The organism is Brachybacterium sp. GCM10030267, assembly GCF_042666875.1.
GTDB lineage: Bacteria > Actinomycetota > Actinomycetes > Actinomycetales > Dermabacteraceae > Brachybacterium.
Genome location: NZ_JBHTCX010000009.1, coordinates 98,161 through 122,726 on the forward strand (window position 1 = coordinate 98,161; position 24,566 = coordinate 122,726).

Here is a 24,566-nt window from a genome sequence, read left to right on the forward strand (position 1 = left end):
CGGGAGATGCGATGCCCTCATCCTCCCAGGGGGAGGGTCCCGGTTCCGGCATCGGTGTTCATGGACAGGTCGAATTGCACACCGGCCGGTTCGGCACCGACGGGCACGTCGTAGACGGCGTGCATCGTGGCCCTCTGCTCGGGACCGACGAGCCCGAGAGCATCCGTATCGGCCACGTACTCCCGGGAGGCCTCCTCGTTCACGGGGACGACCGTCCCGTCGGCGGTCTGCAGGACGGCATTGTCGACGAGGTACAGGGCCTGGGTCGACGCATTCACGATCTCGAACGTGACGATGACGAACTCGCCATCGGGCTCCACGGTCTCGGCCCTGTCCCCGACCTGGCGCACTCCGACCTCGGTCCCCAGCTCCCGGACGGTGACGTCGCCGATCGCGACCTCACCGGTCGCCGATGCCCCGGCGGGCGCCGGGTCGGCCGGATCGGCATCCGATGCCGCGGGGGCCGCCGGCGTCTCGGGAGCCAGCGCGCGGTAGGCGAGGATGCTGCCGCCCACGGCCACCACCAGGACGAGCACTGCCACGACGGCGAGCGAGGCGATCAGCGGGCCGCGCCGCGGGCCACCGGGCGCCGCGTCGCCCGGAGCCGGCGACGGCGCCGGACGGCGATTGGGCCGGGCGGGACGCGGGGGAGGCGTCGGGAAACCCTCCGGGACCGGGCGCAGCACGGCCCGGGGAGCAGTTCCCTCGCGCAGGGCCGTCACCGGCTGCATCCCGGTGGCAGGCTGCACGCCGGTGTCCTCGCCGGCGGACCCGGCCTCGGGGGCACCGGACTCCTCGGGGGCGCCGGACTCGTCGGCGGCGCCGGACCGCTCGGGAGCGCCGGGCTCGTCGGACTCGGCAGTGACCGGGCCCGCCTCCGTCTCGGAGGATGACGACGGATCCGACGGAGCGGGGTCGGCCGGTGCGCCGTATCCGTACTCCTGCGCCGCGGAGCCGGGACCCTGCTGCGGGGGCGACCCACCGACCTCGGTGGGCTCCTCGGGGGTCTCGCGGTCGATCTCCACCACAACTCCTCGCTGGTCGCAGGTCGCGGACGCGACGGACATCACCTGGACTGCCCGGATGGCCCTGCTAGAATAGACGACTGGAACAGGTCGAAAACCCTCGTCAGTCGTTCCTCAAGTGGAGTCCCTTCCCACCTCGTGGCACTCAGCCCCGGGCCTGCCGGTCCTGGGCGAACAGTCACCAGGTCAGTATCGCAGTCGGGCAGCAATGTCCGGTCGGCGCCGCGGCGCCGCGCACCTTGGGGCCTCCGCATGAAGCGGGGGCCTTTCGTCGTGTTCGAGTCGAACCAAGGTGAGGAGCCAACATCAGCGAACAGCGCATCAATGGTCAGATCAGGGTCCCCAAGGTCCTCCTGGTCGGGCCCGCCGGCGAGCAGGTCGGTGAGGTCCGCGTCGAGGACGCCCTGCGTCTCGCCGCAGAAGCCGATCTCGACCTCGTCGAGGTCGCCCCCGGCGCGAACCCGCCGGTCGCCCGTCTCATGGACTACGGCAAGTACAAGTACGAAGCCAACCTGAAGGCGCGCGAGTCGCGGAAGAATCAGGCCAATACGGTCCAGAAGGAAATCCGTATGGGTCTGAAGATCGACACCCATGACTACGAGACCAAGCGCCGCAACGTTGAGAAGTTCCTGGCCGGCGGTGACAAGGTCAAGGTCATCATCCGTTTCCGTGGTCGTGAGCAGTCCCGCCCCGAGATGGGTGTGCGTCTGCTCAGCCGGATGGCCGAGGACGTCTCCGAGTACGGTTTCGTCGAGTCGCACCCGCGGCAGGACGGCCGCAACATGGTGATGGTCTTCGGGCCTCACAAGAAGAAGGCCCAGGCCATGGCCGAGGCCCGCAAGCGCAAGACCGATGCCGAGAAGGCCGCTGCCCGCGGTGGGGACGACTCGTCCTCGGCCGGGGCGGACGCCGAGTCCGGCTCCGAGTCCTGAGAACGTACGAAGGAGAACAGGCACCATGCCCAAGAACAAGACCCATTCGGGGACCAAGAAGCGCGTCCGCACGACCGGCTCCGGCAAGCTCATGCGCGAGAAGGCCAACGCCCGCCACCTGCTGGAGCACAAGTCCTCCACGCGCAAGCGCCGCCTGGGCACCGACACCAACGTCGCCAAGTCCGACGTCAAGCGCATCAAGAAGCTGCTGGGCCGCTGATCGCCCGCGCGGGAGCCCGCCTCCCGCCCCCTGAACATCACGATCGAAGGAGTATCACGTGGCACGCGTGAAGCGGGCGGTCAACGCCCAGAAGAAGCGTCGGGAGATCCTCGAGCAGGCCAGCGGCTACCGCGGTCAGCGCTCCCGTCTGTACCGCAAGGCCAAGGAGCAGGTGCTCCACTCGGCCACCTACAACTACCGCGACCGCAAGGCGCGCAAGGGCGACTTCCGTCGCCTGTGGATCCAGCGCATCAACGCTGCGGCCCGCGCCAACGGCCTGACCTACAACCGCTTCGTCCAGGGCCTCGGCCTCGCGGGCGTCGAGGTCGACCGCCGCATGCTCGCCGAGCTCGCGGTCAACGATGCCCCGGCATTCGCCGCCCTGGTCGAGGTCGCCAAGAACGCCCTGCCCAAGGACGTCAACGCGCCGGCAGCCTGACATCGCTCCCTCTGCGATGACCGAGCGCCCGGATCAGTCCCCGATCACCTCGCCCCGCTCCGAGCGGGTGCGGAAGGTGGCGGCACTGACCGGGCGCTCTGCACGTCGCAAGCAGGGTCGCTTCCGCATCGAAGGACCGCAGGCGGTCCGCTCCCTGCTCGCCCACCGCCCGGACCTCGCTCTCGAGCTCTTCGTGACTCCCGAGGCACTGACCGCTCATCCGGAGCTCGCCGACCTCGCGCAGGACGCCGGCGTGGCGGCGCGCGAGGTCCCGGGCGAGGTCATCCGTGCCATGGTCCGCGACCCCGGCCCCGGCCACGACGGCGAGCTCGACACGGAGGCGGCCACCGGTTCCCGCGCCGGGGCGCTGGTGAGTCCTCAGGGCGTCGTCGCGATCGGTCGACTGCCCGCCGAGGAGTCGTCGGCCGCGCCTGTTGCGATCCAGGCCCTTCCCGGCACCGCGCCGGTCACCGTCGTCGTGCTCCATGAGGTGCGCGACCCCGGCAACGTCGGCACCCTGATTCGCACAGCCGATGCCGCCGGCGCCGACCTCGTGGTCCTGACCCGCACCAGCGCCGACCCCTTCTCCCCGAAGGCGGTGCGAGCCGCCGCAGGCAGCCTCGTCCACCTCCCGGTGGTCGCCGGAGCGGACATCGACGAGACGCTCGGGAGCCTGGCCTCCGCCGGCATCACGGCGGCGGCCACCAGCGGCCGTGCCGAACAGGACCTGTTCGCTGCGGACCTGCCCGCGCGTGTGGCCTGGATACTGGGCAACGAGGCCCACGGACTGGACGAGAGCACGCTCGCCGCCGCACCGTTGGCCGTGCGCATCCCGCTCGCCGGCCACGCCGAATCCCTGAACGTCCACACCGCGGCGACCGTCTGCCTGTTCGAGACCCTCCGCCGCAGGCAGGCAGGGGTATGACGCGCCGATCCGTGAAGCTCGGTGCCCTCGCCGTCCCGGCCCTGCTGGCCCTGACCATCGCCTCCGCACTGGCCGGCCTGTTCGCCACCGGCGCCGCCGCACCGGCCACCCTGGTCCCGGCCTCACCGCTGGTCACCTGGGGGATCCCGGTGGTGCGGGCCCTTCACCACCTCGGGCTGCTGCTCGCCGTCGGCGCCGGGGGAACCGCCGTGCTCCTGCTCCCGGGGCCGTCCCGGCGGGAGGTCACCACGCTCGACCCGGTCCGGCGCCGCACAGTCCGGATCGGCGCCGCCGGAGCCGCGCTGTGGGCCGTGGCCTCCGCAGCTCTGGTCCCGCTCGGGGGGCTCGAGGCCGCCGGGGCCGATTCGGGGCTCGACGTCTGGGATATCGCACTGGCCAGCGATCTCGGCAGGCTGCAGCTGACCGTCGCCGTCGCCGCTGCGCTGTCCGCGCTCGCCTATGCGCTGGCGCGCTCCACGGTCCTGGCGTGCTGGGCGCTGGCCTTCTCCGGGATCGGAGTCGGCGCGCTGGGTCTCGCCGGCCACGCCGGAGCCAGCCTGGACCATGTCAACGCCGTCAACGCCATGGCCCTGCACCTGATCTCGGTCTCGGTGTGGGCCGGAGGTCTGCTGGTGATCGGCCTGATCGCCCCCTGGCTCGAGGACGACCGGCTGGCCACGACGGTGCGGCGGTTCTCGCCCTGGGCGCTGACCGCGATCATCGCTCTGGCGATCAGCGGCCTGGTCAGCGCCACGATCCGCATGTCCGGCTGGGGGCAGCTGGTGACCACCGGGTACGGCCGCATCGTGCTGCTGAAGGCCACCGGTCTCGTGGTCCTCGCCGGCATCGGCGCGCTGCAGCGTCGCCGGCTGGGGGAGCGGCTGCGCTTCCGGCACCTGGTCGTCACCGAGGGTGTGGTGATGGCCGGCGTGATCGGGGCCTCGATCGCTCTGGGACGCTCCGCGCCACCGGTGCCGCAGGAGATTCCGGCGGTGGGTGACCTGCGGGTCCTCTCGCTCGTGGGGTACCTGCCGCCCGAGCAGGAGTTCAGCCCCACCTCGATGTTCACACTGTTCGAGCCGGACTGGATCGCGCTGCTCCTGGCCGTGGTCATGGCCGGGGTCTACGTGGCCGGCGTGGCCCGGCTGCGGCGCCGGGGCGACGCCTGGCCGTGGCACCGCACCGTCGTGTTCGTGCTGGGCTGCCTGGCCTTCGCCTGGGTCATGAACGGCGGCGCCTCCGCGTGGGGGAAGATGCGCTTCGACGCCCACATGGTCCAGCACATGGCGATGATGATGATCGTGCCACCGCTGTGGGTCCTCGGAGCCCCCGTCACGCTGCTCTCACGCGCCGTCCCCCCGCGCACCGACGGGTCGCGCGGCATCCGCGAATGGGTCCTGGCCGCACTGCACTCCGGCTTCGCGCGGCTGGTCTCCTCGCCGCCTCTGGCCGGAGCCCTGTTCGCGGGGTCGCTGGTGGTCTTCTACTTCACGCCGCTGTTCGAGCTGGCGATGTACACCCACCTCGGCCACGTGCTGATGACCGTGCACTTCCTGGCCTCGGGCTACCTGTTCGCGTGGGTCCTGATCGGCATCGACCCGGCGCCGAGGCCGATCAACCCCATCCTGAAGCTGATCACCCTGCTGGTCACCTTGGCCTTCCACGCCTTCTTCGGCGTCGCCCTGGTCTCGGCGACCTGGCTCATCGCGGAGCACTGGTACACCGACCTCGGCATGTACTCCCTCCAGCGCCTGGAGCTGATCCAGGTCCGCGGAGGCACCATCATGTGGGCCATCTCGGAACTGCCCACCGTGGGCTACGCGATCCTCGTCGCCGTGCTGTGGATGAAGTCCGAGGACCGGCGGGCACGGCAGTTCGACCGCAAGGCCGACCGCGACGGCGGCGCGGAACTGGCCGCCTACAACGCCTACCTCGCCAGGCTGCGGGGAGAGCCGACGGGGCCGACGGAGGCTGCGGTATCCAGCCAGGAGCCCGCGAGGCACGAGCCCCCGGCCGCCCGCGACGACGCCGCCCGCGACGACGCCGCCCGCGACGACGCCGCCCGCGACGACGCCGCCCGCGACGACGCCGTCGCCGAGGACGATGTCCCGGGCGGCCCGGCGCAGCGGTAGCCCGACCGCCGGCCCTGGCTCACAGCCAATCGCCGCGGGCAGCCTCCTTCTCGGCACCGATGGTCGTGTCCGGGCCGTGCCCGGTGTGGACCATCGTCTCGTCGGGCAGAGCGAACAGACGCTCCCGGATCGACTCCTCGATCGTCTCCCGCGAGGAGAAGGAACGGCCCGTCGCCCCGGGGCCGCCCTGGAACAGGGTGTCACCGCTGAAGAGAGCCCCCAGCGCCTCGGCGTAGTAGCAGGTCGCCCCGGGGGAGTGGCCAGGGGTGTGCAGAGCTTCGAGATCCACGCCGGCGATGGTGAACATGTCCCCGTCGCTGACGTCGTCGTCCCAGGGCAGGTCGCCGTGGGTCAGCTGCCACACCTCCCGATCGGCGGGATTCAGCAGGACCGGCGCCTCGAGCTCCTCGGACAGCTCCGGCGCCATCCGCGCGTGGTCGTCGTGGGAGTGCGTGAGGAGGATGCCGACGCATTCGCGATCCCCGACGAGCTCGAGGACCGTCTTGACGTCGTGCGGGGCGTCGACGACGACGCACTGCTGGTCGTCGCCGAGGACCCACACGTTGTTCTCGACGTCGAAGGTCTCCCCGTCCAGGCTGAACGTGCCGGAGGTGACGGCGTGAGCAAGTCGCGCGTTCATCGGCCGATCACCGCCACGGTGCGCAGGGTGTTGCCCTCGTGCAGGGCGTCCAGTGCCTCGTCGACGCCGGCCAGATCGGTGCGGCCGGTCACGAAGCGGTCCAGCGGCAGCCGTCCCTGCAGGAACAGGTCCGTGAGGTAGGGGAAGTCCCGCTCGGGCAGGCAGTCGCCGTACCAGGACGACTTCAGCGAGCCGCCGCGGCCGAACACGTCCAGCAGCGGCAGGGTGAGCGTCGCGTCCGGATGCGGAACGCCGACGAGGACGACGCGGCCGGCCAGGTCCCGCGAGTAGAAGGCCGTCTCGTACGTCTGCGGGATGCCGACCGCGTCGATGACGACGTCGGCCCCGAAGCTGTCGGTGAGCTCCTGGACCTTCTCGGCCACCTGCTGCGGCGAGAGGCCCCCGGTGTTCACCGTGTGGGTCGCCCCGAGCTCCTCGGCCGCGGGGAGCTTCTTCTCGTCCACGTCCAGGCCGATGATGGTCGTGGCCCCGGCGAGCTGCGCCCCGGCGATCGCGGCGCATCCCACGCCGCCCAGCCCGATCACGGCCACGGATTCGCCGCGCTGGATGGCACCAGTGTTCACGGCAGCGCCGATCCCGGCCATCACGCCGCAGCCGAGCAGGCCTGCGACCTCGGCCGGGGCCTCCTCGGAGACCTTCGTGCACTGGCCCTCGTGCACCAGCGTCTGCTCGGCGAACGCGCCGATGCCGAGCGCGGGCTCGAGCTCGGTGCCATCGGTCAGCGTCATGGACTGCGAAGCATTGTGGGTGTCGAAGCAGTACTGCAGGGCGCCCTTCGTGCAGGCGCGGCACTGCCCGCACACGGCGCGCCAGTTCAGGACGACGAAATCGCCGACGGCGACGTGGGTGACGGAATCGCCGATCTCCACGACCCTGCCGGCGGCCTCGTGCCCCAGCAGGAAGGGGAACTGGTCGTTGATCCCGCCGTCGCGGTAGGCGAGATCGGTGTGGCAGACGCCGCAGGCCTCGATGTCCACGACGACGTCATGCGGTCCGGGGTCCGGGATGACGATGTCGACCAGCTCGGCCGGCTGTTTCTCGGTGCGGGCGATGACGCCCTTGACGGTCCGGGGCATGAGCTGCTCCTGACTTCCGGTGACGGGGATGTTCCTGCCCCCAGCCTAAGCGGTCGGTGCTGGTCGCACCGCCGATCCGGCGGACGGGCGAGGCCGCGCGCCCGCCGGGTCAGCCGACGACCATCCCCGGGCCCTCGATCTCCGGGTGGACGCGCTCGGCGCTGTGCCAGTTGCCGGCCTCGACGGGGCGGTAGTTGTAGTCGCGCACCATCTCCTCGACGGTCTGGCGCGGACCGTGATGGCTGTCCGCGGCGACCATGGCCGTGAGGTAGTCCGCCTCGTTCTGGTACTGACCCGGGTTGCCGTGCCACGCGGCGCGATTGTCCGCCATGACCGAGACCTCATCCTTCGACATCGCGATCGACAGGTCGTCGCCGCGCTGGAACTGGCCGTAGTTGTCGCCGATCAGATCGGTCATGGCCGGGGTGCGCTCGACGTCACCGAGGGTCACCTTGTAGGAGGTCTGCTTGCCGGTCCCACCCTCGACCATCACGGAGTTGTTCTCGGCCTCCCCGTGCGGAAGGATCTGCTGGGCGAACTCCTGCGACCCGTCGGGGTAGTCGCGCACGATGAGCTCGTCCGAGAATCCCTCGTGCTTGCGGCCGAGCGTCAGCACGTCCTCGTGACCGAACTCGAAGCCGCTCTCGATCACGGTGGACGTGTGCGTCTGCCGGTAGCGGTCCTCGACCCCGGCGCCCGACGCATCCTCGGGCATCCCCTGGTTCATCGCCCGCATGTACGCCTCGGTGCCCGCGGCGTCGTCGCTGAACTCCGAGTACTCCAGGACCTTCGTCTTCTCGATGGTCTCCTGGCCCATGGAGAGCTTCAGGTCACCGTGGCCGAGATCCACGGTGGAGCCGTGGGCGGTCATCTCGGTGGGGCCCTCGAGCATCGAGAGGTTGCCGGTGTCCTCGTCCCGGGAGATCTTCAGCGACTGGGAGTTGCCCTCCTTGACCGATCCGCCGAGACCGAGCTCGAAGCCGCGGTACTCGCCGCTGACCGACAGCGAGCTCTTCTCCTCCACGCCCGTCCCGGTGGTCACGGAGGCGCCGGGCGGGATCGACGAGGGGTCGAAGGGATTGATCTTCATCGCCTCGGCGGCGTCCGTGCCCTTGGGGACCTCGACGCTGTAGACCTGCTCGACCTTGCTGCTGGTGCTTCCCTCGGCCCCGATGACCTTGCCGTCGAACTCGCCCGAGCCGCTGAATTCCGCCAGGCCGGTGAAGGTGTACTTGAGCTTGCCGTCGGCGGTCTCGGTGACCTCCATCGTGTCGCCCACCCGCACTGATGTCGTCACCGTACCGTTCGGCGTCTGGACCTCGGTCTCCACCGTCGTCGTCCCGTCGAGCTTGACCGTCTGGGACCCGTCATCGCCCAGCGTGATCTTCGAGCCGTCGGGCAGCGTGATCGTGGTCTTCGACCCGTCGCCGCGCTTCTGGTCGAAGTCGTCCTCGGCGATCCGGGCACCCATGAGCGTCGAGCTGTCGCCGCCGTGGCCCAGCAGATCGCTCCACCACGTCCCGGTGCCCAGCTGATCGCCGCCCTGACCGAGCAGAGCGGCCAGGGTCCGGCCGATGCTCGAGCCCAGCAGCGCGGTCAGGCCCTCGGGCGCGGAGGCCCGGTCCTGCTGGTCCGCCTCCTCGGTCAGGGTCGTGGACGCCTCGCTCAGGCGGTTCCCGGCCGAGCTCATCAGCCCGGCAGTGCGATGCCAGTCCGTGCGGAACGCCTCCGCGTCGCGGCCCTCCCACGAGCATGAGGCGACCAGCGGTGTCAGGGTCGCGAGGAGATCGTCGAGCCGGCGGGCGCCACGGGCAGTGGCCAGGGCGTGGGCTCGCAGCGCTTCGGTGTCGGCGCCATGGGTGATCGCGTCGGCCATCGTTCTCCTCGTCGTCCGCCCGGTCCCTCGTCCGGGCATCGTCGGATCGGTCGCTATCGGTCGCTATCGGTCGCTCCGGGAGGTCGGTCCCGACGCTACGGGAACCGGGCGGCCGCTTCCATGGGGAGAACTCCCCGTCCTGCCCTCCCCGCCGGCGACGGCCGGACGGGCGGGGAAGGGCTCGGCCCGTCGTCCGTAGAATGGCCCGGGCCGCCGCCATGGCGCCGCCCCGATCAGCCCGCCGGACGAAAGCGAATCCTGTGTCCGATTCATCCCCCGCGCCCGAGCCGCCCGTCATCGACGAGGCGAGCATCGGCGCCGCCGTGGACGTCGCCCTGGCCGCGATCGCCGCGGCCGCGACCACCGACGAGCTCAAGCAGGTGCGCATCGAGCATGTCGGCGACAACAGTGTCCTGACCAGTGCGAACCGCTCCCTCAAGGATCTGCCCAAGGATCAGCGCGCTGCGGCCGGCAAGCTGGTCGGTCAGGGCAAGGGCCGGGTGCAGAAGGAACTCGCCGCCCGGCAGCAGGAGCTGGCCGCCGCCGAGGAGGAGGCGGCGCTCGCCGCCGAGACGGTCGACGTCACCCTGCCCACCGACCGTCGCCCGCGCGGCGCCGCGCACCCCCTGACCACGCTGACCGATCGCATCAACGACTTCTTCATCGGGATCGGCTGGGAGATCGCCGAGGGCCCCGAGATCGACGCGGAGTGGCTGAACTTCGACGCCCTGAACGCGGACCCGGAGCACCCCTCGCGCTCGCTGCAGGACACGCTGTACGTCGCGCCCGAGGGGTCCGGGATGCTGCTGCGCACCCAGACCTCCCCGGTCCAGATCCGCGCGATGCTCGAGCGCGGCGCCCCCCTGTACGTCGCGTGCCCCGGCACCGTGTACCGCGCCGACGAGATGGACGCGACGCACTCGCCGATGTTCCATCAGGTCGAAGGCCTCGCAGTCGACAAGGACCTCACCATGGCCAACCTGGTGGGCACGCTGGACGCCTTCGCGGCGCACCTGTTCGGCGGCCGGCCCATCACGCGGCTGCGTCCCAACCACTTCCCCTTCACCGAGCCCAGTGCGGAGATGGACTTCCGCTGCTTCCGGTGCGAGGCCCGCCTCGGGCTGGACCATGACGCGGACCCTGCCTGCCGCGTGTGCGGCGGCACGGGGTGGATCGAGATGGGCGGCTGCGGCATGGTCCATCCGAACGTGCTGCGTGCGGCCGGGGTGGACCCGGAGGAGTACCAGGGCTTCGCCTTCGGCCTGGGGATCGAGCGCATTCTGATGCTCCGCAACGGAGTGGCCGACATGCGCGACATGGTGGAGGGCGATGTCCGCTTCTCCCAGCACTACGGGACGGAGATCTGAGATGCCTCGCATTCCCCTGACCTGGCTCGCCGAGCACGTCACCCTGCCCGAGGACGCCTCGGCGCTGCAGGTGGCCACCGACCTCTCTCGCGTCGGCCTCGAGGAGGAGGCGATCCATGGCGCCCAGGTGACCGGCCCGCTGGTCGTCGGCCGTGTGCTCGAGCTCGTCGGCGAGCCGCAGAAGAACGGCAAGACCATCAACTGGGTGCGGGTGGACGTCGGGCCCGAGAACAATGAGGCCGCCGACGACCCGAAGGATCCGCAGCCCGGCGAGGAACGGCCCAGCCGCGGCATCGTCTGCGGCGCCCACAACTTCGTCGCGGGTGACCTCGTCATCGTCTCGCTGCCAGGCACCGTGCTGCCCGGGGACTTCGCCATCGCCGCCCGGCGCACCTACGGCCACACCTCCGACGGCATGATCTGCTCCGGCGAGGAGCTGGGTCTCGGCCCGGACCCCGCGGGGGAGGACGGCATCATCGTCCTGGGCCGCGGCCACGCCGAGGGGCTGAGCGCCGAGCCCGGGGACGACGCGATCTCCCTGCTGGGCCTGGCCGACGAGGTCGTCGAGATCAACGTGACCCCGGACCGCGGCTACTGCTTCTCGATGCGGGGCGTGGCCCGCGAGTACTCCCACGCCACCGGCGCCGCGTTCACCGACCCGGCCGCCACCGTCGAGGTGCCCGAGCCCGCCGGGGAGGGGCCCGCGGTGCAGCTGCGCGACGACGCCCCGATCCGCGGCGGCCAGGGCTGCTCCCGGTTCGTCGCGCTCGAGGTCAGCGGCGTGGATCCCACGGCGCAGACCCCGCGCTGGATGGCGCGCCGGCTCACCCAGGCGGGCATGCGCCCGATCTCCCTGATCGTGGACGTCACCAACTACGTGATGCTCGACCTCGGCCAGCCGCTGCACGCCTACGACGCCGAGAAGGTCGTCGCCCCGATCGTGGTCCGCCGCGCTCGGGCCGGGGAGCAGCTCACCACTCTCGATGACGTCACGCGGACGCTCGATGGCGAGGACCTCCTGATCACCGACAGCGAAGGCGGCGAGGGCGAGCGCGTGCTCGGGATCGCCGGGGTGATGGGCGGTGCCGACACCGAGGTCGGTGAGGGCACGAGCAGCATCGTGCTCGAGGCGGCGACGTTCCAGCCGGTCACGGTGGCGCGCTCCGCGCGCCGGCACCGCCTGCCCTCGGAAGCCTCCAAACGCTTCGAGCGCGGTGTGGATCCGCACCTGCCTGTGGTGGCCGCACGCCGCGCCGCCGAACTCATCACCCGCTTCGGCGGCGGACGGATCAGCGACCGCCTCACGGATGTGGGCGGCGTCGGCGAACCGGTCCAGATCAGCCTGCCCGTGGATCATCCCGAGCGCGTCGTCGGGATCCCGTACACCCCGCAGCAGGTGCGCGGCACGCTGGAGATGATCGGCTGCACCGTCGAGGACGGCGCCCAGGGCGCCTTCGGTGTGAGGCCGCCCAGCTGGCGCGGCGACCTCACCCTCAAGGAGGATCTGGTCGAGGAGGTGGCGCGGCTCGTCGGCTACGAGAAGATCCCCTCCGTCCTGCCGACGGCGCCCGGCGGGCGCGGGCTCACCGTCGCCCAGCGCGCCCGTCGCAGCGCCAACCGGGCGCTGGTCGAGGCCGGTCTCACCGAGGTCGCCTCCTCGCCGTTCGTCGGCGAAGACGTCTTCGACCAGCTGCGCTACGGGGCCGACGACGAGCGCCGCGGCGCCGTGCGGCTGCTGAACCCGCTGGCCGAGGACGAGCCGCTGATGCGTTCCGAGCTGCTGCAGACCCTGCTGCCGGTGGCTCGCCGCAATCTCGGCCGCGGCGAGGACTCCGTGGCGATCTTCCAGCTCGGCACCGTCTCCCGCTCCCGCGGGGAGGGGGTCCGCTCCCCGGTTCCGGCACCTGCGCAGCGACCCACCGACGCGGAGCTCGAGGAGATCCTCGGTGCCCTGCCCGCCCAGACCCGTGCGCTGGCCGCCGTCGTCGGCGGCGCCTCCGGGCCCGGCTCGTGGCAGGGGGATCCCGCGCCGTGGGGATGGGGCGATGCCTTCGACCTGGCCCGCCGGGTCGCCGCCGCCGTCGGCGGCGAGCTCGAGGTGCGCCAGGTCGAGCGTGTGCCCTTCCACCCCGGACGGGCGGGGCAGCTGCGTGTGACCACGGCCGACGGGGAGTCCGCGGTGGTCGGCTACGCGGGTGAGCTGCACCCGGCGGTGGTCACGGAGTTCGGGCTCCCGGCCCGCACCAGCGCCTTCGAGCTGGATCTGGAGGCCGTGATCGCCTCCGCCCCGGCCGTCGTGCGGGCGGCCCCGGTCCCGACGTTCCCCCCGGCCAAGGAGGACTTCGCCTTCGTGGTCGACGAGAACGTCCCCGCCAGCGCCGTCGAGGCCGCGATCGTGGTCGGCATGGGCGACCTCGCCGAACGGGTCCGCCTCTTCGACGTCTTCACCGGTGAGCAGATCGGCCACGGCAAGAAGTCCCTCGCCTTCGCGGTCCGGCTGCGATCGGCGGAAGGCACCCTGACCGCCGAGCAGATCGGGCAGGCGCGTCAGCGCTGCATCACCGCCGTGGAGAACGCGGTCGGGGGAGTGCTCAGGGCGTGAGCCCGCCGCTCTCGGAGGCCTGCCGGCACGAGGCCCCGAGCGAGCTCGCCGAGCCATGACAGGGAAGGCCCCGGTACCGGAGATGATCCGGAGACCGGGGCCTTCCGGTGTGCGAGGGCCCGGACTGCTGCCCGCTCACCGGCGCCGACTGGCTGATCATGCATTCGTCTGTATATACTTCCGGCATGATGTCGGTCCCGGATCCTTCGGCCACCCCAGCCCTCGCCTCGGACGCCGCCCTGTCGCCGGATCGCGGCGGTCGGCCGCGTGTCGCCGTGGTCGGTGCCTCCGGGTACGCCGGCGGCGAGGCACTGCGCCTGCTCGCCTCCCACCCCGGGCTCGAGGTCGCCACCGTCACCGCGCACAGCAGCGCCGGGAAGCGGCTGAGCGAGGTCGCCCCGCACATCGACCTGGGCCGCGACCCTGTGCTCGAGGAGACGACGGCAGAGGTGCTGCATGGTCACGACGTCGTAGTCCTGGCGCTCCCGCACGGGCAGTCCGGCGAGCTCGCCGCCCAGCTGCGCGCGGAGGACCCGAATGTGCTGGTCGTCGATCTCGGTGCCGACCACCGGCTCGAGAGCGCCGAGGACTGGTCCGAGTACTACGGCAGCGCGCACTCGGGCACCTGGAGCTACGGCATGCCCGAGCTGCCGCTGGCCGACGGCACCCGGCAGCGCGACCAGCTGGCCGGCGCGCGCGAGATCGCGGTCCCGGGGTGCAACGCCACTGCCGTCACCTTCGCCGCGGTCCCGCTGGTGCGGGCCGGCCTGATCGAGCCGGGCGCCCTCAGCGCGGTGCTCCCCGTCGGGTACACCGGCGCCGGCCGCACCCCCAAGCAGCATCTGCTGTTCGGCGAGGCCTCCGGCTCGGCAGCCCCGTACGGGATCGGCGGCAGCCACCGGCACATCCCCGAGGTCCTCCAGAATCTCCGGCGAGCCACCGGGCAGGACGGCGCACGGCTGACCTTCACGCCCGTGCTGGTGCCGATGAGCCGCGGCATCCTCGCCGTGCTCACCGCGCCGCTGACCGGATCGGCGAGCTCCGCCGACCTGCTCGATGCCCTCCGCGCCGACTACGCCGATGAGCCCTTCGTCAGCGTGCTCGAGGAGGGCTCGGCACCGACCACCGGGCAGGTGACCGGGTCGAACGCGGTGCGGATCGGAGCGGCCGCGGACCGCCGCAGCGGCCAGGCCACCGTGATCGCGGCGATCGACAACCTCGTCAAGGGCACCGCCGGCGCCGCGATCCAGTCGCTGAACCTGGCGCTCGGCCTCCCGGAGACCACCGGACTCACCCGCACCGCGCTCGTCCCCTGACCCGCTCGCCCGCCACCGCGGAGCCGGATCCGCTGCTCCGTGCCCGTCGCTCCGAGTCCCTGTAGAGGAGATCCCGTGTCGATCACCCGCCCCCGCGGCTTCCGTGCGGCCGGCCTGGCAGCCGGCCTCAAGTCCACCGGCGCCGCGGACCTCGCCCTGGTGGTCAACGACGGCCCGCGCGATGCCGCCGCCGCCGTCTTCACCGCCAACCGGGTCCAGGCCGCCCCGGTGCTCTGGTCCCGTCAGGCAGTGGCCGACGGTCGCGCCCGCGCCGTGGTGCTGAACTCCGGCGGGGCCAATGCGTGCACCGGCCCGGAGGGCTTCGCCGACACCCACCGCACCGCGGAGCACCTGGCCGACCTCCTCGACGTCTCCGCGCAGGACGTGCTGGTGTGCTCGACGGGCCTGATCGGCGAGCGGCTGGCGATGCAGCCGCTGCTGGGCGGCCTGGACGCCGCGGCCGGGCAGCTCGAGCGGGGGGAGCAGAGCGACGCCGCCGCGGCGCGAGCGATCATGACCACCGACTCGGTGCCCAAGACCGCCGAGACGACCACACCCTCGGGAGCCGTGGTCGGAGGCATCGCCAAGGGAGCCGGCATGCTCGCGCCCCAGCTGGCGACCATGCTCGTCGTGCTCACCACCGATGCCGACGTGGATGCCGAGGTCGCCGACGCCGCGCTGCGGGATGCCACCCGCACCACGTTCGACCGGGTCGACTCCGACGCCTGCATGTCCACGAACGACACCGTCATCCTGCTCGCCTCCGGCGCCAGCGGCGTGCGCGTCTCCGTCGAGGAGCTCACCGAGGCGGTGCGCACGGTCAGCGCCGACCTGGCACGACAGCTGGTCGCCGACGCCGAGGGCGCCAGCCACGACGTCCACGTCATCGTCCGCTCCGCCGGCACCGAGGACGCCGCCCTCGCCGTGGCACGGGAGATCGCCCGCTCCAACCTGGTCAAGGCCGCGATCTTCGGCAACGACCCCAACTGGGGCCGGATCGTCGCGGCCGCCGGCTGCGTCCCCGAGCACATCGCACCCTTCGACGTCGCGGACCTCTCCGTCACGGTCAACGGGGTCCAGGTATGCCGAGCCGGCGGCGCCCATCGCGACCGCTCCGAGGTCGACATGACCAGCCGCGAGACCCTCATCGAGGTGGACCTCGGCGCCGGTGAGGCGGCCGCGGACATCTGGACCAACGACCTCACCCACGACTACGTCGAAGAGAACAGCGCCTACTCCTCATGAACCGGACGAGCCAGCATCCAGGCGGCGAGCCCGAGCTCGTCGGCAAGAACCCCCTCGACCAGCTCGACGCCGCCCGCACCGTGGCGCGCGAGAAGTCCGAGGTGCTCATCGAGGCGATGCCGTGGATGCAGCGCTTCCGCGGCAAGATCGTCGTGGTCAAGTACGGCGGCAATGCCATGATCGACGACGAGCTGCGCCGCGCCTTCGCCGCCGACATGGTCTTCATGCGCCTGGCCGGCATCCACGTCGTCGTCGTCCACGGCGGCGGGCCGCAGATCAACACGATGCTCGATCGCGTCGGCATCGACTCCACCTTCCGCGGCGGGCTGCGCGTGACCGACGCCGACACCATGGACGTCGTGCGGATGGTGCTGGTCGGCCAGGTGGGACGCCAGCTGGTCGGGCTCATCAACTATCACGGGCCCTTCGCCGTCGGCATGTCCGGAGAGGACGCCCGCCTGTTCACCGCCCAGCGCCGCAGCACCGTCGTCGACGGCGAGGACGTCGACCTGGGCCACGTCGGTGCCGTCAGCGGGGTCGACATCGAGGCGATCAGCGACCTGCTCGCCGGTGGCCGGATCCCCGTCATCTCCTCGATCGCCCCGGAGGTCGACGCCGACGGCACGCCCACCGGCGAGGTCCTCAATATCAACGCCGACCTCGCCGCCGCCGCGCTCGCCGAGGGCCTGGATGCCGAGAAGCTGGTGATGCTCACCGACGTCGAGGGGCTCTATCGTGACTGGCCCGACCGCGGCTCCCTGATCCCGGAGATCTCGGCCACCGAGCTGCGCGGCATGCTGGAGACCCTGACCGCGGGGATGATCCCCAAGGCGGAGGCGCTGCTGGGCGCGGTCGACGCCGGCGTGCGCACCGCCGCCATGATCGACGGCCGGATCGAGCACGCCGCACTGCTGGAGGTCTTCACCACCAAGGGTGTGGGCACGATGGTCAGGAGGGACGACTATGTCTGAGCAATCCGAGGCGACCACGCACTCCGCCGGAGCGGGCGAGCCCTCCGGCGACCTCGCCACCCGCTACGGTGAGGCGCTGCTGCCCGTCTTCGGCTCCCCGCAGCGGATCCTCGCCCGTGGCGAGGGCGTGCGGGTCTGGGACACCGAGGGCACGGAGTACCTCGACCTGCTGGCCGGGATCGCCGTCAACGCCCTCGGTCACGCCCACCCGGCGATCCTCGCGGCGCTGACCAAGCAGGCCCAGACCCTCGGTCACGTCTCGAACTTCTTCGCCAGCGCGCCGCAGATCGAGCTCGCCGAGAAGCTGCTGACCCTCGCCGCCGCCCCCGCCGGCTCCGGGGTCTTCTTCGCCAACTCCGGCACCGAGGCGAACGAGGCGGCCTTCAAGCTCGCCCGTCGCACCGGCAGGCCCCGGATCCTGGCGCTGACCAGCTCCTTCCACGGCCGCACCATGGGCGCCCTGGCGCTCACCGCGAAAGAGTCCTACCGCGCTCCGTTCGAGCCGCTCCCCGGCGGCGTCGAGTTCGTCCCGGCCGGCGATGAGGACGCCCTCGCGGCAGCCCTCGCGCCGGGTGACGTGGCCGCCGTGTTCGCCGAGCCCATCCAGGGAGAGGCCGGCGTGCGTCCTTTGTCCGTGCCGTACCTGCAGGCGCTGCGCCGGCTCACCCGCGAGCACGGAACCCTGCTGATCCTCGACGAGGTCCAGACCGGGATGGGCCGCACCGGCCACTGGTTCGCCCACCAGGCGGTCGACGGGCTCCAGCCCGATGTGATGACGCTGGCCAAGGGCCTCGGCGGTGGCTTCCCGATCGGGGCCATGGTCACCTTCGGCCAGGAGGTCCACGATCTCCTCCAGCCCGGCCAGCACGGCACCACCTTCGGGGGCAACCCCCTGGCCTCCGCCGCCGGCCTCGCCGTCATCGGCACGCTCCTGGAGGACGGACTGCTCGAACACGTCCGCGAGACCGGAGAGCACGTCCGGGCCGAGGTCGCGGCGCTGCAGCACCCGCTGATCACCGAGGTGCGCGGCGCAGGACTGCTGCTCGGGATCGGGCTCGCCCGGCCGCTGGCCAAGGAGGTCGCCGCCGCCGCACTGGAGGCCGGGTTCATCGTCAACGCCCCGGACGAGTCCACCCTTCGCCTCGCCCCACCGCTGATCATCACCGCGGCAGATCTGGACACCTTCATCGCCGCCCTGCCCGGGCTGCTCGAGCAGGCGGCCCCCGGCGCCGCGACATCCGCCGCCGCGCCGTCCGGCGCCGCCCCCACGCAAGGAGAGCACTGACATGCCCCGCCATTTCCTGCGCGACGACGATCTCAGCCCCGCCGAGCAGAAGGACGTCCTCGCTCTCGCTCTCGATCTCGCCGGCGACCGCTTCGCCAAGCGCCCGCTCGAGGGGCCGCGCACCGTGGCGATCCTGTTCGACAAGTCCTCGACCCGCACCCGCATCTCCTTCGCCACCGGCGTGGCCGAGCTCGGGGGGAACCCGCTGGTGATCGAGGCCGGATCGAGCCAGCTCGGTCGCGGCGAGTCCATCGCCGACACCACCGAGGTCCTCACCCGGCAGGTCTCCGCCATCGTCTGGCGCACCTTCGGCCAGGAACGGCTCGAGGAGATGGCGGCCCACGCCACCGTGCCCGTCGTCAACGCTCTCACCGACCAGTTCCACCCGTGCCAGATCCTCGCCGACCTGCAGACCATCGCCCAGCACGCCGGGGGACTGGCCGACGGCGAGGCCGCCCTGGCCGGTCGCTCCCTGGCCTACCTCGGGGACGGCGCGAACAATATGGCCCACTCCTACCTCCTGGGCGGGGTGACCGCCGGGATGGACGTCCGCATCGCCGCACCCGCCTCCCATCGACCCGATCCCGGGATCCTCGCCAGGGCCCGGGAGATCGCCGAGCGTACCGGGGGCGCTGTCACCGTGACCGCGGACCCTCACGAGGCCGTGACCGGCGCGACCGCCGTCATCACCGACACCTGGGTGTCGATGGGCCAGGAGGGAGAGGACGGACGGGACGCCGCCACCTTCGCCCCCTTCCAGGTCACCGACGAGCTGATGGAGCTCTCCGGCGGCATCTTCCTGCACTGCCTGCCCGCCTACCGCGGCAAGGAGGTCACCGCCTCCGTGCTCGATGGGCCGGCCTCGGTGGTGTGGGACGAGGCGGAGAACCGCCTGCATGCCCAGAAGGCACTGCTGACCTGGCTGCTCGAGCATCCCGACGAGGCGAGCGCCGCGCACGCACGGCCCGTGGGGCAGCGACGATGAGCGATCCCCGTCGGGCCCTCGCGCAGACCAAGACCTCACGCCAGCAGCGCATCGTCCAGCTGCTGACCCACCAGGAGGTCTCCTCCCAGTCCCAGCTCGCCCAACTGCTGACGGCCGAGGGCATCGAGGTCACCCAGGCGACCCTCTCGCGCGACCTCGTCGAGCTGCAGGCCGAGAAGGTGCGCGGCTCGGCGGGGGCCCTTGTCTACCGTCTGCCGCCGGAGGGCGGATCCCCCCGGCCGACGAGCGCCTTCCCGGAGAACGAACTGCTCGAGGCGCGTCTGCCACGGCTCGCCGAGGGGCTGCTCGTCTCCGCGGAAGCCAGCGGCAACCTCGTGGTGGTGCGGACCCCGCCCGGCGGTGCGCAGTATCTCGCCTCGGCCATGGACAGATCGGTGATGCCCGACGTCCTCGGTACGATCGCCGGGGACGACACCGTGCTGCTGGTCGCCCGGGACCCGGCCGGCGGCGACCGTCTCGCCGCCCGGCTGCTCGATCTGGCCGACGGCCGGCGGGAGAGCGCCGACCCGGCCGGGAGCCCCGCCCCCGAGGACCCGCCTCGCCCCCCGCCCGCGCACGACCCGGACGCCGGCCCCGCCGCCGGCGACCGCCCCCAGAACCCGACAGAACTCGACCAGGAGCTCCCGTGACCGAACGCATCGTCCTCGCCTACTCCGGCGGCCTCGACACCTCCGTGGCCATCGGCTGGATCCACGACGCCACCGGCGCCGACGTCATCGCCTGCGCGGTGGATGTCGGCCAGGGCGGTGAGGATCTCGAGGTGATCCGCCAGCGCGCCCTGGACTGCGGCGCCGTCGAGGCCTACGTCGCCGACGCCCGCGACGAGTTCGCCGACGACTACTGCATGCCGGCGCTCAAGGCCAACGCGCTGTACATGGACGCCTACCCCGTGGTCTCCGCGATCTCCCGCCCCGTGATCACCAAGCACCTGGTCAAGGCCGCCAAGAAGTACGGCGCCTCGACGGTCGCCCATGGCTGCACCGGCAAGGGCAACGACCAGGTCCGCTTCGAGGTCTCGATCACCTCCCTCGCGCCGGAGCTGCAGTGCATCGCGCCGGTGCGTGACCTGGCGCTGACCCGCGACAAGGCGATCCAGTACGCCGAGCGCAAGGGCCTGCCGATCGCGACCACCAAGCACAACCCGTTCTCGATCGACCAGAACGTGTGGGGCCGCGCCATCGAGACCGGCTTCCTCGAGGACATCTGGAACGAGCCCACCAAGGACGTCTTCAGCTACACCGACGACCCGGCCTTCCCGCCCGTGGCCGACGAGGTCGTCATCACCTTCGAGCGCGGCGTGCCGGTGGCCCTGGACGGCCGCCCCGTCACCCCGCTGCAGGCGATCGAGCAGCTCAACCGCCGTGCCGGCGCCCAGGGCATCGGCCGGATCGACATCGTCGAGGACCGACTGGTGGGCATCAAGTCCCGCGAGGTCTACGAGGCGCCCGGCGCCATGGCGCTGATCGAGGCCCACCAGGAGCTCGAGCGCGTCACCCTCGAGCGCGAGCAGGCACGATTCAAGCGCACCGTCGGCGACCGCTGGACCGAGCTGGTCTACGACGGCCAGTGGTTCTCGCCGCTGAAGAAGTCTCTGGACTCGTTCATCGAGGACACCCAGCGCTACGTCAACGGCGATATCCGCATGGTCCTGCACGGAGGCCGCGCCACCGTCACCGGCCGCCGCTCGGAGAGCGGGCTGTACGACTTCAACCTCGCCACCTACGACGAGGGCGACGCCTTCGACCAGTCCAACGCCCGCGGCTTCATCGAGATCTACGGGCTGGCGGCCAAGCAGGCCGCGGCCCGCGACGTCGCCTTCGGCCACGGCGAGGACCTCTCGGCCCCCGGCGAGGGACAGGCATGAGCAGCGACGGGCACGGGCACCCCGGTGCGGCGGGCGATCCGACCGCCGCCCAGGAGCGTGCCTCGCTGTGGGGCGGCCGCTTCGGCTCCGGCCCCGCCGCGGCGCTGGCGGCGCTGTCGGTCTCCACGCACTTCGACTGGCGCCTGGCCGAGTACGACCTGCGCGGCTCGAAGGCCCACGCCAATGTGCTGCACGCCGCCGGACTCCTGAGCGACGACGAGCTCGGCCGGATGCAGGCCGCCCTGGACCGGCTCGCGGCCGACGTCGCCTCGGGGGAGTTCACCGCGGCACCGGAGGACGAGGACGTGCACACGGCCCTGGAGCGCGGGCTGCTGGAGCGGGCAGGGGACGAGCTGGGCGGAAAGCTCCGTGCCGGCCGTTCCCGCAATGACCAGATCGCGACGCTGATCCGTCTGTTCATCCGCGATCAGGGCCGGGCCGTCGGCGACCAGGTGCTCGACCTCGTCGACGTGCTGCTGGCCCGTGCGCTCGAGGTGCACGGGGCGCCGATGCCGGGGCGCACCCATCTCCAGCATGCCCAGCCGGTCCTGCTGAGCCACCACCTGCTCGCCCATGCGTGGCCGCTGATGCGTGACGTGGAGCGCCTGCGCGACCTCGACCGTCGCGCCGCACAGTCGCCGTACGGGTCCGGTGCGCTCGCCGGCTCCAGCCTCGGCCTCGATCCGCAGGCCGTGGCGAGCGAGCTCGGCTTCGAGGACTCGGTATGGAACTCGATCGACGGCACCGCCTCGCGGGACCTCACCGCGGAGTTCTCCTTCGTGCTCGCGATGATCGGCATCGACCTCTCGCGCCTGGCGGAGGAGGTCATCCTGTGGAACACCAAGGAGTTCTCGTTCATCACCCTGGACGACTCCTTCTCCACCGGCTCCTCGATCATGCCGCAGAAGAAGAACCCGGACATCGCCGAGCTCGCCCGTGGCAAGGCAGGGCGGGTCGTCGGTGATCTCGTCGGCCTGCTGACCACCCTCAAGGCCCTGCCGCTCGCGTACAACCGCGACCTCCAGGAGGACAAGGAGCCCGTCTTCGACCAGGTCGACTCGCTGACCCTGGTGCTGCCGGCCTTCACGGGGATGATGGCCACCCTGGTCTTCCACACCGAGCGGATGGCCGACCTCGCCCCGCAGGGCTTCTCCCTGGCCACCGACATCGCCGACCATCTCGTGCGCCGCGGAGTGCCCTTCCGCAGCGCGCACGAGATCTCGGGAGAGTGCGTGAAGGTGGCAGAGTCCCAGGGCAAGGAGCTGTGGGATCTCACCGACGAGGAGCTCTCCTCGATCTCCCAGCACCTGGACGGCTCCGTGCGGTCCGTGCTCTCGGTCCAGGGCTCCATCGCCTCGCGCGATGCCAAGGGCGGGACCGCACCCGAGCGGGTGGCGGAGCAGGAGGACGCTCTGGCGCGTGCGATCACGGAGCTGAGGGCCTTCACGCGCGAATGAACCGCAGCGCACCCCGTCGCAGCGATCTGTGACAATGGCGCTGGATACCCGGCACACCGCGCCCGACCGGCCGGCGCACCGTGCCCCTGCAGAGAGGAAACGATCGATGCATTCCGTCCTGGACGAGCTCGCCTGGCGAGGACTCGTCGTGCAGACCACCGGGCGCGAGGCGCTCGGCAACGCTCTGGCGGACGGACCGATCAGCCTGTATTGCGGTTTCGACCCGACCGCGGCCTCCCTGCACGTCGGCCACCTGACCCAGGTGCTCACCATGCGACGCCTGCAGCTGGCCGGGCACAAGCCCTACGCCCTGGTCGGGGGAGCCACCGGCCTGATCGGCGATCCCCGGATGTCCGGGGAGCGTGTCCTGAACGATTCCGAGCTCGTGGAGACCTGGGTCGAGACCCTGCGCGGCCAGATCTCCCGCTTCCTCGACCCGGAGGGGGAGTTCGCCGTGACCATGGTGAACAACCTCGACTGGATCGGGCAGATGAGCGCGCTCGACTTCCTGCGGGACATGGGCAAGCACTTCCGCATGGGCACGATGCTCGGCAAGGAGACCGTCTCGCGCCGGCTCCAGAGCGACGAGGGGATCAGCTACACCGAGTTCAGCTACCAGGTGCTGCAGGGCATCGACTACCTCGAGCTCTACCGCCGGCACGGGGTGAGCCTCCAGTACGGCGGGAACGACCAGTGGGGGAATCTGCTCTCCGGCGTCGAGCTGGTGCACAAGGTGGAAGGCGAGGAGGTCCACGCGCTGACCACCCCGCTGGTCACCAAGGCCGACGGCACCAAGTTCGGCAAGAGCGAGGGCGGTGCCGTGTGGCTGGACCCGGAGCTGACCAGCCCCTACGCGTTCCACCAGTTCTGGCTCAATGTGGCCGACGCCGATGTGCTCGACTACCTGCGGTACTTCACGTTCCGCTCGCAGGAGGAGATCGGCGAGCTGGAGCGCGCGACCGAGGAGGCCTCCCATCGCCGTGCCGCGCAGAGAGCACTCGCAGATGACCTGACCACGCTGGTCCACGGCGAGCAGGCGACCGCCCAGGCCACTGCCGCCGCCTCCGTGCTGTTCGGGCGCGGGGACGTCCGCGAGCTCGACGAATCGGCAGTCGTCTCCATCGCGCGGGAGCTGCCGGGGGCCGACCTGGCACCCACCACGTCGCTGGTCGACGCCTTCGTGGCGACGGGGATCGTGCAGTCCAAGGGCGCCGCCCGGCGCGCCGCGGACGAAGGCGGCCTGTCGGTCAACGGTCAGAGGGTCTCCGTGGATGACCTCGGGGGCGAGATCGGGGACCGGTCCGCCCTGCCGGGCCGCTATCTCCTCCTGCGCCGGGGACGGAAGAACGCCGCCATGGCGCACCTCGCCGGCTGAGCACGACGACAGGCCGCGGGCACAGGACGCAGCCCTCCACCACGCCCCGGGCACTCCGAACACGGAGTGCCCGGGGCGTTCTGCATGCCCGGACGGGCGCGCACGTGGCACCTCGAACGGGCCCTGGTCAAATCGTCCCGCGGTCTCGTGACCCCCCTCTCAGACTCAGGTCACATCAGAGTGAACGAGCGCCTTCCGAAGCCACCGAAATGCACGCTGACCTGCACAAACAGGCGCTGAGAAGGGTGAACGAGGGCTGAACGGGATGGTTTGACGGCCCCCCGCAGGACCCGTAATGTTTTCTCTTGTCAGCAGCGAGGACGCAGACGCGAAAGGCCGGAAGCCCCACGGGGCCGGCGGCACGGAGCGGACGCGGAGGAGCTGCTGACCCGGACTCCCGGAACGTCGGGGGAACGGCCGTGACCTGCTCGGGTGACGATCGCACAGCGATCAGAACGAGACGCGGGACACACGGAGCGGAGTTGGACCGGGCCGCGAAGATCTGCTAGAGTAGTGACTCGCGCCGGGACGACGAAGACAAAGAATCGTCGGACGGTTTTCCGCCTGGCGCATCCGAGCCTCCGAGTCGAGCCGCTGAGCGGCCAGATGACGATGTGCGCGTGTTGCTTGATATCTCAATAGCGTGTCTGTTTGTTGATGCCAACATTTGATTGGCAAATTTTAACGGATGATACAGCAGTTATATGCTGGTTGTTTGTTGTTTGCCAGGGTTTTTTCTATGTTTTCATGGAGAGTTTGATCCTGGCTCAGGACGAACGCTGGCGGCGTGCT

20 protein-coding genes are annotated in these 24,566 nt (G+C 71.3%); 16 read left to right on the plus strand and 4 right to left on the minus strand.

Features of this window, described 5'->3' with window-relative positions; genetic code table 11:
- Positions 1-17 precede the first annotated feature (17 nt).
- Complete coding sequence (locus tag ACFQS2_RS08130) at positions 18-1,025, minus strand: hypothetical protein (RefSeq protein WP_377793313.1); 1,008 nt, start codon at positions 1,023-1,025, stop codon at positions 18-20.
- Between the two features lie 353 nt (positions 1,026-1,378).
- On the opposite strand from ACFQS2_RS08130, the gene infC reads away from it, so the two are divergent.
- From infC to ACFQS2_RS08155, 5 genes are read left to right on the plus strand one after another with little or no spacing between them, the layout of a single operon-like run.
- On the plus strand, positions 1,379-1,957 hold the full coding sequence (gene infC, locus ACFQS2_RS08135) for a translation initiation factor IF-3 (RefSeq protein ID WP_377793323.1): 579 nt from the start codon (positions 1,379-1,381) through the stop codon (positions 1,955-1,957).
- 25 nt (positions 1,958-1,982) lie between these two features.
- Positions 1,983-2,177 carry a 50S ribosomal protein L35 gene (gene rpmI, locus ACFQS2_RS08140; RefSeq protein WP_377019339.1) on the plus strand — a complete coding sequence of 65 codons (195 nt, stop codon included), beginning with the start codon at positions 1,983-1,985 and terminating at the stop codon, positions 2,175-2,177.
- Between the two features lie 58 nt (positions 2,178-2,235).
- Complete coding sequence (gene rplT, locus ACFQS2_RS08145; protein WP_377019337.1) at positions 2,236-2,616, plus strand: 50S ribosomal protein L20; 381 nt, start codon at positions 2,236-2,238, stop codon at positions 2,614-2,616.
- A 16-nt stretch (positions 2,617-2,632) separates the two neighbouring features.
- Positions 2,633-3,541, plus strand: a complete 909-nt coding sequence (locus ACFQS2_RS08150) for a TrmH family RNA methyltransferase (RefSeq protein ID WP_377793314.1) — start codon at positions 2,633-2,635, stop codon at positions 3,539-3,541.
- Positions 3,538-5,673 (plus strand): cytochrome c oxidase assembly protein, encoded by a 2,136-nt coding sequence (locus tag ACFQS2_RS08155; protein ID WP_377793315.1) that lies wholly within the window; start codon positions 3,538-3,540, stop codon positions 5,671-5,673. The genes ACFQS2_RS08150 and ACFQS2_RS08155 overlap by 4 nt, the downstream gene beginning before the upstream one ends.
- Before the next feature lie 19 nt (positions 5,674-5,692).
- On the opposite strand, the gene ACFQS2_RS08160 is transcribed toward ACFQS2_RS08155, so the two are convergent.
- From ACFQS2_RS08160 to ACFQS2_RS08170, 3 genes are all read right to left on the minus strand, one after another.
- Positions 5,693-6,313: an MBL fold metallo-hydrolase gene (locus ACFQS2_RS08160; protein ID WP_377019334.1), complete on the minus strand. Its 621-nt coding sequence runs from the start codon at positions 6,311-6,313 to the stop codon at positions 5,693-5,695.
- Positions 6,310-7,410 carry an S-(hydroxymethyl)mycothiol dehydrogenase gene (locus ACFQS2_RS08165; RefSeq protein WP_377019333.1) on the minus strand — a complete coding sequence of 367 codons (1,101 nt, stop codon included), beginning with the start codon at positions 7,408-7,410 and terminating at the stop codon, positions 6,310-6,312. The genes ACFQS2_RS08160 and ACFQS2_RS08165 overlap by 4 nt, the downstream gene beginning before the upstream one ends.
- A gap of 109 nt (positions 7,411-7,519) precedes the next feature.
- The gene (locus ACFQS2_RS08170; RefSeq protein ID WP_377793316.1) at positions 7,520-9,286 is read right to left on the minus strand and encodes a WXG100 family type VII secretion target; all 1,767 of its coding nucleotides are present in this window, start codon (positions 9,284-9,286) and stop codon (positions 7,520-7,522) included.
- A gap of 260 nt (positions 9,287-9,546) precedes the next feature.
- Between ACFQS2_RS08170 and pheS the strand changes: the two genes are divergently transcribed.
- From pheS to tyrS, 11 genes are all read left to right on the plus strand, one after another.
- Positions 9,547-10,653, plus strand: a complete 1,107-nt coding sequence (gene pheS, locus ACFQS2_RS08175) for a phenylalanine--tRNA ligase subunit alpha (RefSeq protein ID WP_377793317.1) — start codon at positions 9,547-9,549, stop codon at positions 10,651-10,653.
- Position 10,654: 1 nt separating this feature from the next.
- Positions 10,655-13,255 (plus strand): phenylalanine--tRNA ligase subunit beta, encoded by a 2,601-nt coding sequence (gene pheT / locus ACFQS2_RS08180; RefSeq protein WP_377793318.1) that lies wholly within the window; start codon positions 10,655-10,657, stop codon positions 13,253-13,255.
- Positions 13,256-13,440: 185 nt separating this feature from the next.
- Positions 13,441-14,571 (plus strand): N-acetyl-gamma-glutamyl-phosphate reductase, encoded by a 1,131-nt coding sequence (gene argC / locus ACFQS2_RS08185; RefSeq protein ID WP_377019329.1) that lies wholly within the window; start codon positions 13,441-13,443, stop codon positions 14,569-14,571.
- Positions 14,572-14,646: 75 nt separating this feature from the next.
- The gene (gene argJ, locus ACFQS2_RS08190; RefSeq protein ID WP_377019328.1) at positions 14,647-15,816 is read left to right on the plus strand and encodes a bifunctional glutamate N-acetyltransferase/amino-acid acetyltransferase ArgJ; all 1,170 of its coding nucleotides are present in this window, start codon (positions 14,647-14,649) and stop codon (positions 15,814-15,816) included.
- Positions 15,813-16,787, plus strand: coding sequence for an acetylglutamate kinase (argB, locus tag ACFQS2_RS08195; RefSeq protein WP_377019327.1), 975 nt, complete (start codon positions 15,813-15,815; stop codon positions 16,785-16,787). Before argJ ends, argB begins: the two co-directional genes overlap by 4 nt.
- Positions 16,780-18,072: an acetylornithine transaminase gene (locus ACFQS2_RS08200; RefSeq protein WP_377019326.1), complete on the plus strand. Its 1,293-nt coding sequence runs from the start codon at positions 16,780-16,782 to the stop codon at positions 18,070-18,072. Before argB ends, ACFQS2_RS08200 begins: the two co-directional genes overlap by 8 nt.
- 1 nt (position 18,073) lies before the next feature.
- Positions 18,074-19,057: an ornithine carbamoyltransferase gene (argF, locus tag ACFQS2_RS08205; RefSeq protein WP_377793319.1), complete on the plus strand. Its 984-nt coding sequence runs from the start codon at positions 18,074-18,076 to the stop codon at positions 19,055-19,057.
- Positions 19,054-19,707, plus strand: a complete 654-nt coding sequence (locus ACFQS2_RS08210) for an arginine repressor (RefSeq protein WP_377793320.1) — start codon at positions 19,054-19,056, stop codon at positions 19,705-19,707. Before argF ends, ACFQS2_RS08210 begins: the two co-directional genes overlap by 4 nt.
- Positions 19,704-20,942: an argininosuccinate synthase gene (locus ACFQS2_RS08215; protein ID WP_377019324.1), complete on the plus strand. Its 1,239-nt coding sequence runs from the start codon at positions 19,704-19,706 to the stop codon at positions 20,940-20,942. The genes ACFQS2_RS08210 and ACFQS2_RS08215 overlap by 4 nt, the downstream gene beginning before the upstream one ends.
- A complete protein-coding gene (gene argH, locus ACFQS2_RS08220) occupies positions 20,939-22,399 on the plus strand; it encodes an argininosuccinate lyase (protein WP_377793321.1) in 1,461 nt (486 codons plus the stop codon). Before ACFQS2_RS08215 ends, argH begins: the two co-directional genes overlap by 4 nt.
- A 106-nt stretch (positions 22,400-22,505) precedes the next feature.
- The gene (gene tyrS, locus ACFQS2_RS08225; protein ID WP_377793322.1) at positions 22,506-23,774 is read left to right on the plus strand and encodes a tyrosine--tRNA ligase; all 1,269 of its coding nucleotides are present in this window, start codon (positions 22,506-22,508) and stop codon (positions 23,772-23,774) included.
- The last annotated feature ends 792 nt before the right edge of the window (positions 23,775-24,566 follow it).